Below are 13912 nucleotides of genomic sequence, written 5' to 3' on the forward strand. Positions count from 1 at the left end.
AGCCCTCAATACGGCTGCATCCGGCAGCCGGGCGGGCCTCGTGACCCCGCGCGACGGAGGCTTGTCGACGTGAACCATGCTTTGACCTCGCCCGGCGCAGATCCGGCCGCCGCCGGCGAGACGCTGCGCGACCGGTTGCGGGCCGACACGCGCGAGGCCCACGAGGCGCTGGACGCCCGGTTCGCCACGATGATGGCGGGCGACACGAACCGCTACGCCTTGTTTCTCGTGATGAACCGCGATGCCCATGCCGCCATCGAGCCGCTTCTGGCGGCAGGACCGCTGGCGGGCGCGTGGCAGGCAACGGGGCGCCTCGAGGCCGCGCGGCGCGACTGCCAGGTGCTCGGGCTCGGCGAGGAGCGGGCCGAGCCGCCGCGCTTCGGGCTCGACGCCGGCTCGCGCGCGGCCGCGTTCGGCCTTGCCTATGTCCTGGAGGGCTCGCGGCTCGGCGCCAAGTATCTCCTGCGCGCGCTGGCGCGTGCGCCCGCTCGCAATCCCCTTCCGACGCATTATCTAGAAGTGTCGAGCGATGCCGGCCCCTTCACCGGGCTGATGCGAGACATGGCGCGAGAGAGCTTCTCGCCGGCCGAGTTCTCGCGGTCCACCGAAGTCGCTCGCCACACATTCCGCTTCTTCGGACGCCTGGCCGATGAACACGAGACCGCAGGAACGCTTGGCTCTTGAACATTAGCCCTCCCTCCCACGGCTCGGACGTCGATCTCACCAACTGCGACCGCGAGCCGATCCAGTTCCTGGGGCAGATCCAGAACTTCGGCATTCTGATCGCGGTCTCGATGGACTGGCTGATCGAGCGCGTGTCGGAGAACCTGGCCGACTACGTCAGCTGCGACGTGCACGACCTTCCGGGCGAGCCTGTCCTCAAGATCCTGCCCGAGTCGGCGGTTCATGCGATCCGCGGCCGTCTCCAGGTGTTGTCGGCCAACGAGGGCGCCGAGCGCATCTTCGGCTTCGACCTGTTCAACAACGGCGGGCGCTTCGACGTCGCGGTCCACGTGTCGGGTCATTCCATCGTGATCGAGGCCGAGCTCGCCTCCGAGCGGCCGAACATCAATCCCGGCGCGCTGGTCAAGAGCATGATCTCGCGCGTTCAGAAGACCGACGGTCTGGATACGCTGTTTCGCGAATGCGTGCGCCAGTTGCGCGGCATCACGGGCTTCGACCGCGTGATGCTGTATCGCTTCGCCTCGTCGGGCGCGGGCTCGGTGATCGCCGAGTCGGTCCGCTCGGGGCTTGGCGCGTTTCTCGGTCTCAACTACCCGGCGACCGACATCCCCTCCCAGGCGCGCGCGCTCTACGTGCGCAACCAGATCCGCATCATCGCCGACGTCAACGCACCGACGGTCGGCGTCTTTCCCGAGCTCGACCCGCACGGCCGACCGCTCGACCTGTCGCTTTCGACCCTTCGCTCGGTCTCTCCGATCCACCTCGAGTACCTGCGCAACATGGGTGTCTCGGCGTCCATGTCGGTGTCGATCGTGATCGACGGTCAGCTCTGGGGCCTGTTCGCGCTGCATCACTACGCGCCGCGCCATCTGCCCATGGAGATTCGCAACGCCACCGAGCTCTTCGGGCAGATGGTGTCGCTGATCGTCGAGGGCCGGCTCTACAAGGAGCGTCAGAGCGTCGAGGAGGCTGCGCGCGCGTTGCACGACAAGTTCGTGGCCAAGATGGCCTCGGTCGCGACGACGCTGGAATCCATCGTCGAATTCGCCGACGAGCTGCGCGAGATCATCCCGTGCGACGGCTTCGCGGTCTGGGCCAAGGGCGAGGGGCGCTGCTTCGGCTCGACGCCCTCGCCCGACGAGCTGCCGGGCCTGGCCCGCTTCCTGAACCGCGCCGGGTCGAGCCGCGTCTATGCGACCGACGAGATCTCCGCACTCCATCCGCCGGCGGCCGACTTCATGGACCGCGCGGCGGGCGTCCTCGCCATTCCCATCTCGCGGGCTCCGCGCGACTACATCCTTTTCTTCCGCCGCGAGATCGTCCAGACCGTGACCTGGGCGGGCGACCCCAAGACCAAGGAGCGCATGATCGGGCCGCACGGCGTGCGCCTGACGCCGCGCAAGAGCTTCGAGGCCTGGAAGGAGACCGTGCACGGTCGCTCGCTGCCTTGGACCGATTCCGAGCGCAAGTCCGCGGAGGCCTTGCGCGTGTCGATCCTCGAGGTGCTCCTGCGCTTCAACGAGGAGTCCGAGCGCCAGGCGAACCTGGCCACCCAGCGCCAGGAACTCCTGATCGCGGAGCTCAACCACCGCGTCCGCAACATCCTGTCGCTGATCCGCGCGCTCGTGGCCCAATCCAAGCCTGGTGCAACCGACGTCGACGAGTTCGCCCGCATCATCGGCGGCCGCATCCAGGCGCTGGCCCGTGCCCACGACCAGATCACCGGCGCGGAGTTCAAGGCCACCTCGCTCGCGAGCATCATCCAGACCGAGGTCTCGGCCTATATCGGCTCGAAGATCCAGCGCGTCCACATGGACGGGCCCGACATCTTCGTGGAGGCCGTCGGGTTCTCGACGCTCGCCCTCGTGTTCCACGAGCTCGTCACGAACTCGGCCAAGTACGGCGCCCTGTCGGACTCCTCGGGCTCGATCGATGTGCGCTGGCATATCGATCCCGACGACGACAGCTGCCGGATCACCTGGACCGAGAGCGGCGGACCGCCGGTCGCCCCGCCCTCGCGGCGCGGCTTCGGCTCCACCATCATCGAGCGCTCGATCCCGCACGACCTCGGCGGCGAGGCGACGCTCGACTACCGGCTCGCCGGCCTGATCGCGCGCTTCACGCTTCCCCAGCAGGTGTTCCACCTCCAGCCCCCCAGGCCCGCCGGCGCTCAGACCGGTCCCAAGGACACGTCCGATATGCCCCCTGCCCCCGTTCCCGCGTCGCTCAAGGGCCTGCGCGGCCTGATCGTGGAGGACAACATGATCATCTCGCTCGATGCCGAGCAGCTGATGATCGACAACGGCATGGCGGAGGTCCACATCGCCGCGAGCGTCGCCGAGGCGCGGCGCATCATCGAGACGCAGCCGATCGACGTCGCGCTTCTCGATGTCAATCTCGGCACCGAGACGAGCTTCCCGCTGGTGGGAAACCTCAACCAGCGCGGCATCCCCTTCGTCTTCGTGACCGGCTACGGCGAGCACGTGGAGCTGCCGCCCGACGCCGAGGAGGCCAGCGCCATCAAGAAGCCGTTCGCCAACGACCAGCTCGTGGGCGCCATCGCCCGCGCGGTCGCGAAGCGATCGTCGGACTGAGCCGGAATGGGGCTGGACGGGTCGGCAACGGTCCGTCTTCCCCATTTCAATCGATTGAATTATACCGGGCCGGACGGCGCCTCCCCGCCGTGCGTCGAGCCCGGTGAGCCTGAGGTGGCAGAGGAAAGCCCGTGTCCAGTCAGATCATACCGGTTGAACTCTTCGACTACGTCGTCTTCGGCGGCAACGGCGACCTGGCCGAGCGCAAGCTCCTACCCGCCCTCTACCACCGCGACCACGACGGGCAGATCCCGGAAGGCTCGCGCATCATCGGCGCCTCGCGCACGGCGCTGACCGACGACGAGTACCGTGCCTTCGCCCGCGAGGCGCTCGAGAACTTCGTGGCCGAGAAGGACCGCGAGCCCGCCGCGGTCGACCGTTTCCTCGCCCGCCTGTCCTACCGCGCCGTGGATGCGCGCTCCGACGACGGATGGGAGGCCTTGAAGAGCCTTCTCGAGGAGGCCGGCGACAACCGCATTCGCGCCTTTTACCTCGCGGTCGGCCCCGCGCTGTTCGGCGATCTGGCCACGCGCATCCGCACGCTCGGCCTTGCCAACGAGAAGACGCGCCTCGTGGTGGAGAAGCCGGTCGGGCGCGACCTGGCCTCGGCACGCGCGCTCAATGCCCTGATCGGCGAGCATTTCGAGGAAAGTCAGGTCTTCCGCATCGACCACTATCTCGGCAAGGAGACCGTGCAGAACCTCATGGCTCTGCGCTTTGCCAACATGCTCTACGAGCCGCTCTGGAACTCGGCCTTCGTGGACCACGTCCAGATCACGGTCGCCGAGAGCGTCGGCCTCGAGGGCCGCGCCGGCTACTACGACAAGGCCGGCGCCCTGCGCGACATGGTGCAGAACCACATCCTGCAGCTGATGACCCTGGTGGCGCTGGAGCCCCCGTCCTCGCTGAGCGCCGACGCGCTGCGCGACGAGAAGCTGAAGATCCTGCGCTCGCTGAAACCCATCACCACGGCTAATGTCGAGCAGGTCACGGTGCGCGGCCAGTACAAGGCCGGCGCCTCCAACGGCGGAGCCGTGAAGGGCTATATCGACGACCTGAACGACGGAACGAGCGACACCGAGACCTTTGTCGCCATCAAGGCCGAGATCGACAACTGGCGCTGGGCCGGCGTGCCCTTCTACATCCGCACCGGCAAGCGTCTGGCCGAGCGGGTCAGCGAGATCGTGGTCACCTTCCGCCCGATCCCGCATTCGATCTTCGGCGGCACCGCCGGCCATATCGCGGCCAACCAGCTCGTCGTGCGCCTGCAGCCCGACGAGGGCGTGAAGCAGTGGCTGATGATCAAGGACCCTGGTCCCGGCGGCATGCGCCTGCGCCACGTGCCGCTCGACATGAGCTTTGCCGAGAGCTTCGGCGTGCGTAATCCCGATGCCTACGAGCGCCTCCTGATGGACGTGATCCGCGGCAACCAGACCCTGTTCATGCGCCGCGACGAGGTCGAGGCCGCCTGGGAATGGGTCGACCCGATCTTGAAGAGCTGGGAGGAGATCGGGGTGCGCCCGCAGGGTTACACGTCCGGCACCTGGGGCCCGTCCTCCTCGATCGCCCTGATCGAGCGCGACGGCCGCACCTGGCACGAGCCGGACTGAAGGGGGAGCGGATGCTGAAGCGGCACGAATACGAGACGCGCGAGGCGCTGGCGGAGGCTCTTTCGGCGGGCGTCGCCGCGGTGCTGGCCGGCGGCATCGCAACGCGCGGGGAGGCGGTGCTCGCCGTCTCCGGCGGCTCGACGCCGAAGCTCTTCTTCCAGCATCTCTCCAGAACCGAGATCGACTGGAGCCGCGTCACGGTTCTCCTCGTCGACGAGCGCTGGGTTCCCGAGACGAGCGATCGCTCCAACGCCCGGCTCCTGCGCGAGAACCTCCTGCAAGGGCCGGCCGGGGCCGCACGCACCGAGCTCTTCTTTCAGGAAGGCGAGAGCGCGGAAGAGGCCGAAGCCTCGCTGTCGCGCCGCTTCGCCGCCCTCCCCCGTCCGCTCGACGTGGTCGTTCTCGGCATGGGCGACGACGGCCACACCGCCTCGTTCTTCCCGGGCGGCGACCGCTTGCCGGAGGCGATCGACCCGGCCAACCCGGCCGCGGTCGTGCCGATGCGCGCGCCCGGCGCGACCGAGCCGCGCGTCACGCTCACGCTTTCGCGCCTTGCCGACGCCCGCCTTCTCGCCGTCCATATCGAGGGCGAGAACAAGCGCGCGACGCTGGAGCGGGCGCTCGGCGGCACGGACACGGCGGAGATGCCGGTGCGCGCCGTGTTCGGGCTCGAGCGCGAGACGCCGATCGAACTCTTCTGGGCCCCCTGACGCCCGGCCGATGCCGCGGGCACGCCTGATGGTGCCTGCAGCCCCTTGAAGGACGCCGACCCATGACCGCCGACCGCCGCATCGAGGACATCACCGACCGCATCCGCGAGCGCTCGCGCCCGACCCGCGAGCCCTATCTCGCCCGTCTCCAGGCGGCGAACGCCTCGAAGGGTCCGCAGCGCGCGCGCCTCAACTGCGGCAACCTCGCGCACGGGTTCGCCGCCTGCGGCCCGGTGGACAAGGAGCGGCTGACCGGCGACCGGACGCTGAATCTGGGCATCATCACCGCCTATAACGACATGCTCTCGGCCCACCAGCCGTTCGAGACCTATCCCGAGATGATCCGGCAGGTGGCGCGCGAGATGGGCGCGACCGCGCAGGTCGCGGGCGGCGTGCCGGCCATGTGCGATGGCGTGACGCAAGGCCAGACCGGCATGGAGCTGTCGCTCTTCTCGCGCGACGTCATCGCCATGGCGACCGCGGTCGGCCTCAGCCACGACATGTTCGACGCCGCGCTCTACCTCGGCGTCTGCGACAAGATCGTGCCGGGCCTCGTGATCGGCGCGCTCGCCTTCGGCCACCTGCCGGCGATCTTCGTGCCGGCCGGGCCGATGACGAGCGGTCTGCCGAACGACGAAAAGGCGCGCGTGCGCCAGCTCTACGCCGAAGGCAAGGTCGGGCGCGCCGAGTTGCTCGAGGCCGAGTCCAAGAGCTACCACGGCCCCGGCACCTGCACCTTCTACGGCACCGCCAACTCCAACCAGATGCTGATGGAGATCATGGGCCTCCATACGCCCGGCTCCTCGTTCGTGAACCCCGGCACGCCGCTGCGCGACGCGCTGACGCGCGAGGCGACGCGCCGCGCGCTCGCCATCACCGCGCAGGGCAACGAGTACACGCCGGTCGGCCTCGTGGTGGACGAGCGGGCCGTGGTCAACGGCGTCGTCGGCCTCCACGCCACGGGCGGCTCCACCAACCACACGCTGCATCTCGTCGCGATGGCGGCGGCGGCCGGCATCCAGCTCACCTGGCAGGACATCTCGGACCTGTCCGACACGACGCCGCTTCTCGCCCGCGTCTATCCGAACGGCCTCGCCGACGTGAACCACTTCCACGCCGCCGGCGGCATGGGCTTCCTGATCCGCGAGCTTCTCGACCGTGGCCTGCTCCACGACGACGTGCGCACGAGCTGGGGCACGGGCCTGCGCGGCTACACGGTGGAGGCGCGGCTGTCGGCGGACGGTCTCGGCGTCGAGCGCGTGCCGGCGCCGGAGGTCAGCGGCGATCCGCGCGTGCTCGCCACCGCCGACGCGCCCTTCTCGACCGAGGGGGGCTTGCGCGTCCTGGAGGGCAACATGGGCCGCGCCGTGATCAAGGTCTCGGCCGTGAAGCCCGAGCGCCGCGTCGTGGAGGCGCCGGCCCGCGTCTTCGAGAGCCAGGACGCGCTCCAGGCCGCCTTCAAGGCGGGCGAGCTTGTCGGCGACTTCGTGGCCGTCGTGCGCTTCCAGGGGCCGCGCTCCAACGGCATGCCGGAGTTGCACAAGCTCACTCCCACGCTCGGCGTCCTGCAGGACCGCGGCCAGCGCGTCGCGCTCGTCACCGACGGGCGCATGTCGGGGGCGTCCGGCAAGATCCCGGCCGCGATCCACGTGACGCCTGAGGCCGTGGACGGCGGCACGATCGCGCGCATCCGCGAGGGCGACATGATCCGCGTCGACGGCGACACGGGGCGTCTGGAGATCCTCGTGGACGAGGCCGAGCTCACCGCCCGGCCGCCCGCCACCGCCGACCTCTCGGCCAACGAGGCCGGCACGGGGCGCGAGCTCTTCTCGGTGTTCCGCCGCATGGTGGGCACGGCGGACGCGGGCGCCAGCGTCTTTTGACGCCTCCGGCACGCCTGGGATAGAACCGGACGGGCTGGTTGCCACGCGCAACCGGCCCGTCGCCTTTTGGAGAGTGCCGCGCGTGTCCCGTCTTCCCCGCCTGCCGCGCGGATCGCTGCGCTCCTTCGGCATCGTCCACGACGTCCTCGTCGCCGCGCTCGCCATCACGCTCTCGCTCGGTCTCGCCTTTGGCTTCGCGCCGCTCACCTATTCCTGGCAGCCGCTCGCGCTGATCGGCGCCTTCACGCTTCTGTCGGCGCTGATCTTTCCGATGTTCTCGCTGAACAGCGGCGCGTGGCGCTACGCCTCGCTGCTCGACGTCGTGTCCATCGTGAAGGCGGTGACCGCCGTCAACGTCGTCTTCCTGATCGCCAACTTCATCCTGTTCCGGGGCGAGTACCTGCCGCGCTCGGCCGTCGTGATGACGTGGTTCATCATGATCGTGGCGCTCGGCGGTCCGCGCCTCGCCTACCGCCTCTACAAGGAGCGTGGCCTGTCGGACGGGCTGGCGTCGGGCCTCAAGGGCGGACGCGGCGAGCATGTCGTGCTCTACGGGTTCAACGACAACGCCGACCTCTTCATCCGCAACGCGCGGCGCTCGCATACGCCCGTCCACATCCTCGGACTGATCGACCGCCGCGCCAAGAACCGCCGACGCCAGCTCCATGGGCTGCGCGTCCTCGGCTCGCTCGCCGACCTTCCCGCCGTCGCGCGCCAGGCCGAGCACGGGGCGACGCCGGTCACCCAGCTCATCGTGACCGAGACGCACCTGTCCCCGCGCGAGCTCGCCGAGATCGTGGAGGCCGCGGCCCCCCTCAAGATCGCGGTGAAGCGCCTGCCTGACATCTCGCGCGCCGACGGCGTCGACGGCGACCGGCCGATCGAGACGCTGCCGGTCTCGCTGGAGGACCTCCTCGGGCGCACCGAGATCGCGCTCGACGTCGACGAGGTCGCGCGCCTCATCCGTGGCCGGCGCATCGCGGTGACGGGGGCTGGCGGCTCGATCGGCTCCGAGCTCGTGAACCAGATCGCGAGCTTCGCGCCCGAGCGCATGCTCCTGATCGACGCCTCGGAGTTCAACCTCTACTCGATCGGCCGCCGCATGGGCGACCAGCACCCCCATGTGCCGCGCGAGGAGCGCATCCTCGACGTGCGGCGCGGCGAGCGCGTCGCCCGTCTCTTCGCCGCGTTCCGCCCCGAGGTCGTCTTCCACGCCGCCGCGCTCAAGCACGTGCCGATCGTGGAGGAGAACCCGATCGAGGGCATCGAGACCAACGTGATCGGCTCGCGCAACGTGGCGGACGCGGCGCTAGCCTGCGGCGCGGCGGCAATGGTCATGGTGTCGACCGACAAGGCCGTGAACCCGACCAACGTGATGGGCGCGACCAAGCGCGCGGCGGAGGCCTACTGCCAGGCCCTCGACCTGTCGCAGGAGGCGACGCGCTTCATGACGGTGCGCTTCGGCAACGTCATGGGCTCGGCGGGCTCGGTGATTCCGCTGTTCCGCTCGCAGCTGGAGCGCGGCGGGCCGCTCACCGTCACCCATCCCGACATCACGCGCTTCTTCATGACGATCCCCGAGGCCTCGCGCCTCATCCTCCATGCGGCGGGCCACGGGCTCGGCACGCAGGCCGCGCGCGGGCAGATCTTCGTTCTCGACATGGGCGAGCCGATCGCGATCCGCGAGCTCGCCGAGCGGCTGATCCAGCTGGCGGGCCTGCGCCCGCACGAGGACATCGCGATCGAGTACACGGGGCTTCGTCCCGGCGAGAAGCTGTTCGAGGAGCTGTTCGGCGAGGGCGAGAGCGTCGAGCCGACGGGCCGTGCGGGCTTGCGCATCGCGCGCTCGCGCGTCTCCGACCTCGGCTTCCTCCGGCGCAACTTCGAGGCGCTGGCGCAAGGCTTGAGCGAGGGCGACGGCGACCGAGCGGTGGAACTCCTCGCCCATATCGTGCCGGAATTCGCGCGCTCGCGCCGCGAGCCGGCGCTGATCGGCCAGACCGGCGCCACGCCCCGCCTCATCGCCCCGCCGGAGGGCTGAGCGCGATCAGGCCGCCGCGCGGCGCTCGGCCCGCACGGCGCGGCCCGCCTCGTCGAAGACGCGCAGCGAGGCCGGATCTGCGGCGAGGTGCACCACCGTGCCGCGCTCCAGATGCACGGCGCCCGGCAGCTTGGCGACGAGCGGCTCGCCCTCGTGGCCGAGATCGACATAGACCAGGGTCACCTCGCCGAGCGGCTCCACCAGCGTGACCTTGCCGGAGACCAGCGCCTGCGAGGCATCGTCGGTAAGGCGCATGTCCTCGGGCCGGACGCCAAGATGGAGCTTGGCACCCGGCGCGACTGCGGCGCCCGCCACCGGCATGGCGATCGAGCCGGCGGACCCGAGCCGCAGGCGACCCGCCGCCTCGCCCTGCGCCGAGAGGATGTTCATGGCGGGCGAGCCGATGAAGCGGGCGACGAAGAGGTTGTCGGGGTCGGCGTAGAGGTCGAGCGGACGCCCGACCTGCTCGACGCGGCCCCCGTTCAGCACCACGATCCGGTCGGCGAGCGTCATCGCCTCCACCTGGTCGTGCGTGACGTAGATCATGGTCGTGCCGTGCATCCGCTCGTGCAGGCGCGCGATCTCGATGCGGGTCTGGACGCGCAGCGCGGCGTCGAGGTTCGACAGGGGCTCGTCGAACAGGAAGATCTTCGGGTCGCGCGTGATGGCGCGCCCGATCGCCACGCGCTGGCGCTGGCCGCCCGAGAGCGCCTTGGGCAGGCGCTCCAGGTAGGGCTCGAGCTGGAGGATCGAGGCGGCGTGGCGCACGCGGCGGTCGATCTCGGACTTCGGCGTCCCCTTCTCGAGGCTGAGGCCGAAGGCCATGTTGTCGTAGACCGTCATGTGCGGGTAGAGCGCATAGCTCTGGAACACCATGGCGATGCCCCGCTGCTTGGGGCTCTCGGCGTTCACCACGCGCCCGTCGATCGTCATCGTGCCGCCGGTGATCTCCTCCAGTCCCGCGATCACGCGCAGGAGCGTGGACTTGCCGCAGCCCGACGGCCCGACGAAGACCACGAACTCGCCCGAGCGGATGTCGAGGTCGATGCCGTGCAGGACGTCCACCGCCCCGTAGCTCTTGCGCACGCCGGTCAGCTTCAGGTTGGCCATGGGTCGACTCCTTGGAGGACGCGAGGGGATCGGCGGTACCGGGCGCTCAGCCCTTCACGCCGCCGGCGGTGAGGCCCGAGATGATCTTGCGCTGGAAGATCAGGACCAGGACGATCAGCGGCACGGTGACCACGACGGACGCGGCCATGATCGTGCCCCAGGGCGTCTCCTGCTCCGAGGCGCCCGACAGGAGCGCGATCGCGACCGGCACGGTGCGCGTCTCGTTGTTGGCGACGAAGGTGAGCGCGAACAGGAACTCGTTCCAGGCCGCGATGAAGGCGAGAAGCCCCGTCGTCACCAGCGCCGGCCACATGAGCGGCAGGAAGACGCGGCGGATGATCGTGAAGGGCGAGGCGCCGTCCACGATCGCCGCCTCCTCGATCTCCACCGGCAGGTCGCGCATGAAGGTGGTGAGCACCCAGACCGTGAAGGGCAGCGTGAAGATCATGTAGGCGAAGATCAGCGAGAACAGCGTGTTGTAGAGCCCGAGCGAGCGGATCATCTCGAAGAGGCCGGCCAGCACCGCGATCTGCGGGAACATCGAGACCGCCAGGATCGTGAGCAGCAGCAGCCCCCGCCCCCGGAACGACACGCGCGACAGGGCGTAGGACGCCGTCACCGCCAGGAACAGCGAGATGGCGACCACCGAGAAGGCGACGATCACCGAATTCAGGACGTTGCGCAGGAAGGTGCCGGACGTCAGCACGGTCTCGTAGTTCACGAGGCTGAAGACCCGCGGGAGGTAGTCGATGCGGAAGAGGTCCGTGCCCGACTTCAGCGAGGTCAGGATCGCGTAGTAGAACGGGAACACCGAGAACAGGACGATGGCGACGACGAGGGCGTAGAAGCCGATGTTGCCGGCCGTGCGCTGGAGCGTGCGGGCGGTCATCGCCCCTCTCCCCCTTCGAGGTTGAGCCGGGCGGTCTTGATGTAGAGGAGTGTGATCATCGCGATCACGAGAAAGAGCATCGTCGACGCCGCCGAGCCTTGGGCGAAGTTGTCGAACTGGAAAAGGTTCTCCTGGGCGTAGACGCTCATGGTCTTGGTCTGCGCGTTGTTGGGCGTCAGCACGTAGATGAGGTCGAAGACGCGCAGGGCATCCAGCGCGCGGAAGATCACCGCCACCAGGATCGCCGGGCGGATCAAGGGCAGCGTCACGCGGAAGAAGACCTTGACCGGGTTCACGCCGTCGATCTTGGCCGCCTCGTAGACGTCGCCCGGCACCATCTGGAGGCCCGCCAGGATCAGGAGCGCCATGAAGGGGGTCGTCTTCCAGACGTCCACGATGATCACGGCGATCATCGCCGTATCGGGCGAGGCGGTCCAGGCGATCGGGGCCGAGATCAGCCCCACGCGCAGGAGCATGTCGTTGAGGATGCCGAACTGGTCGTTCATCATCCAGGCCCACATCTTGGCCGAGACGATGGTAGGAATGGCCCAGGGGATGAGGACGGCGGCGCGCACGATCGCGCGGCCGCGGAACTCGGCGTTCAGCACGAGCGCGAAGACGAGGCCGAGGACGGTTTCGATCGACACCGAGATCAGCGTGTAGCGCACCGTGTTCCACACGGCCTGCCACCAGACGGGGTCGACGAGCAGGCCGAAGGCCTCGCCCTCCCCGTCGCCGTAGTCCACCCATTCGTAGTAGTTGCGCAGGCCCACGAATTCGGCGCCCGCCAGATCGCTCAAGGTCGCGTCGGTCAGCGAGAAGCGGATCGTCTGGGCGAGCGGCCAGGCGGCCACCAGCGCCAGAACGGCGAGCATGGGCAGAAGAAAGAGCCAGGCGGCACGGCGGCGCTGCCGGTTCAGCGCCGAGCGCACGGGTGCGGGCGCCTCGGCCTCGAGGGCGGACTGGGTCGGCGGAACGCCGAGCGAGACGTTGGCCATGGACTGCCTCGGGAGAGCGGGCGGCCGGGCGAGGGTCGCCGGCCTTCGGGGGCGGGTCCGGGGCCGCTCAGCGCGGCCCCGCGGGTCTCACCACTCGCTGCGCTTCAGCCGGCGCAGCTGCTTCTCCAGCGCATCGAGGTTGTCGGCCGCCGTGCCCTGCCCCGACAGGGTCTTGTTGGCGGCCGTCCAGAACTGCTGCGAGACCTCGTTGTACTTGCCCTTGGTGGGAGCGGAGGGACGGGCCGTGGCGTTCTCGAACACGGTCTTCCACTTGGCGACCAGCGGCTGCTTCTCGACGATCTCGGGATCCTCGTAGAGCGAGACAATGGTCGGCAGGCGGGCGGTGCCGAGCGCGCGCGCCTTCTGCGACTCGGCCGAGGACAGGAAGCGCACGAGTTCCACCGCCGCCTCCTTGTGCTCCGAGAAGTTCGAGACCGCCAGGTTCCAGCCGCCGAGGCAGGCGGCGGAGTTGCCGCCCGCACCCGCCGGCAGGGGTGCGGCGTCGAACTTGCCCTTGATCGGCGAGTCATCTCCGTTGGCCAGCGGGTAGGCATAGGGCCAGTTGCGCATGAACACGGCATTGCCGGTCTGCCAGACGCCGCGCGACTCTTCCTCCATGTAGCCGAGCACGCCCGGAGGGGCGATCGTGCCGACCCAGCCCTTGGCCATGTCGAGCGCCTCGGCGGCCTTGGGGTTGTTGATGGTGATGTTGCCGTCGGCGTCCACGATCTGGCCGCCGCCGTTGGAGGCGACCCATTCCAGCGCGTCGCAGGTCAGGCCCTCGTAGGCCGCGCCCTGGAACACGAAGCCGTTCATCTGCGCGTTGCCGGCCTGGCGCTCGCCGTCCTGAACGGCCTTGGCGGTCTCGGTCAGCTCGGTCCAGGTCTGGGGCACGGGCTTGCCGTACTTCTCCAGGAGGTCCTTGCGGTAGTAGAGGGCGGGCGCGTCGGCGTAGAGCGGCATGGCGACGAGCTTGCCGTCCACCGTCTGCGAGGCGACCACCGAGGGGTTGTGCTGCCCCACCACGTCCTTCATCGCCTCGGTGAGGTCCATGAAGTTGGTGGCCAGCTGCGGTGCCCAGATGACGTCGGTGCGATAGACGTCGATGTCCTTGTTGCCGGCCGAGAGCCAGAGGCGGTACTGACCGAACTGGTCCGAGGTCGAGGCCGGCATGGTGACGATCTTGACGGTATGACCGCTCGCCTTCTGGAAGGCGTCGAGCTGCGCGCGCATCTCCTCGACGTCCTTGCCGATCGAGCCGAGCACGATCGACAGCTCCTCGGCCATGGCCGGCGTGCCGGCCAGCGCGAGTCCCGTCGCCAGAACCGCCGCGAACCGGCGCACGTTGCTGGTCGTCATGTATCCTCCCCTTGTCGTCGCCCCGTTTGCCGGG

At 69.3% G+C, this 13912-nt stretch carries 10 protein-coding genes; 6 read left to right on the plus strand and 4 right to left on the minus strand.

The genetic code is table 11. The annotated features are described in order from the left end of the window. The first annotated feature begins 69 nt into the window (after positions 1 to 69). From BLQ76_RS17090 to BLQ76_RS17115, 6 genes are all read left to right on the plus strand, one after another. A complete protein-coding gene (locus BLQ76_RS17090; protein ID WP_139184040.1) occupies positions 70 to 684 on the plus strand; it encodes a biliverdin-producing heme oxygenase in 615 nt (204 codons plus the stop codon). Then, a complete protein-coding gene (locus BLQ76_RS17095) occupies positions 681 to 3278 on the plus strand; it encodes an HWE histidine kinase domain-containing protein (protein ID WP_090675837.1) in 2598 nt (865 codons plus the stop codon). The genes BLQ76_RS17090 and BLQ76_RS17095 overlap by 4 nt, the downstream gene beginning before the upstream one ends. 131 nt (positions 3279 to 3409) lie before the next feature. Further along, on the plus strand, positions 3410 to 4888 hold the full coding sequence (gene zwf, locus BLQ76_RS17100) for a glucose-6-phosphate dehydrogenase (protein WP_090675839.1): 1479 nt from the start codon (positions 3410 to 3412) through the stop codon (positions 4886 to 4888). A gap of 11 nt (positions 4889 to 4899) precedes the next feature. Next, positions 4900 to 5598: a 6-phosphogluconolactonase gene (gene pgl, locus BLQ76_RS17105; RefSeq protein ID WP_090675842.1), complete on the plus strand. Its 699-nt coding sequence runs from the start codon at positions 4900 to 4902 to the stop codon at positions 5596 to 5598. A gap of 62 nt (positions 5599 to 5660) precedes the next feature. Continuing rightward, positions 5661 to 7481 (plus strand): phosphogluconate dehydratase, encoded by a 1821-nt coding sequence (gene edd / locus BLQ76_RS17110; protein WP_090675845.1) that lies wholly within the window; start codon positions 5661 to 5663, stop codon positions 7479 to 7481. 82 nt (positions 7482 to 7563) lie between these two features. Beyond that, positions 7564 to 9522 carry a polysaccharide biosynthesis protein gene (locus tag BLQ76_RS17115; RefSeq protein ID WP_244519698.1) on the plus strand — a complete coding sequence of 653 codons (1959 nt, stop codon included), beginning with the start codon at positions 7564 to 7566 and terminating at the stop codon, positions 9520 to 9522. Between the two features lie 6 nt (positions 9523 to 9528). On the opposite strand, the gene BLQ76_RS17120 is transcribed toward BLQ76_RS17115, so the two are convergent. From BLQ76_RS17120 to BLQ76_RS17135, 4 genes are all read right to left on the minus strand, one after another. Then, on the minus strand, positions 9529 to 10632 hold the full coding sequence (locus BLQ76_RS17120; protein WP_090675851.1) for an ABC transporter ATP-binding protein: 1104 nt from the start codon (positions 10630 to 10632) through the stop codon (positions 9529 to 9531). Positions 10633 to 10678: 46 nt separating this feature from the next. Next, positions 10679 to 11521, minus strand: a complete 843-nt coding sequence (locus tag BLQ76_RS17125; RefSeq protein WP_090675853.1) for a carbohydrate ABC transporter permease — start codon at positions 11519 to 11521, stop codon at positions 10679 to 10681. Further along, positions 11518 to 12519, minus strand: coding sequence for a carbohydrate ABC transporter permease (locus tag BLQ76_RS17130; RefSeq protein ID WP_090675855.1), 1002 nt, complete (start codon positions 12517 to 12519; stop codon positions 11518 to 11520). Before BLQ76_RS17130 ends, BLQ76_RS17125 begins: the two co-directional genes overlap by 4 nt. Positions 12520 to 12606: 87 nt before the next feature. Continuing rightward, positions 12607 to 13806 (minus strand): ABC transporter substrate-binding protein, encoded by a 1200-nt coding sequence (locus tag BLQ76_RS17135; protein ID WP_244519707.1) that lies wholly within the window; start codon positions 13804 to 13806, stop codon positions 12607 to 12609. Between the last annotated feature and the right edge of the window lie 106 nt (positions 13807 to 13912).

The sequence above is a fragment of the Aureimonas jatrophae genome (assembly GCF_900104035.1).
In the GTDB taxonomy this organism is placed as follows: domain Bacteria; phylum Pseudomonadota; class Alphaproteobacteria; order Rhizobiales; family Rhizobiaceae; genus Aureimonas; species Aureimonas jatrophae.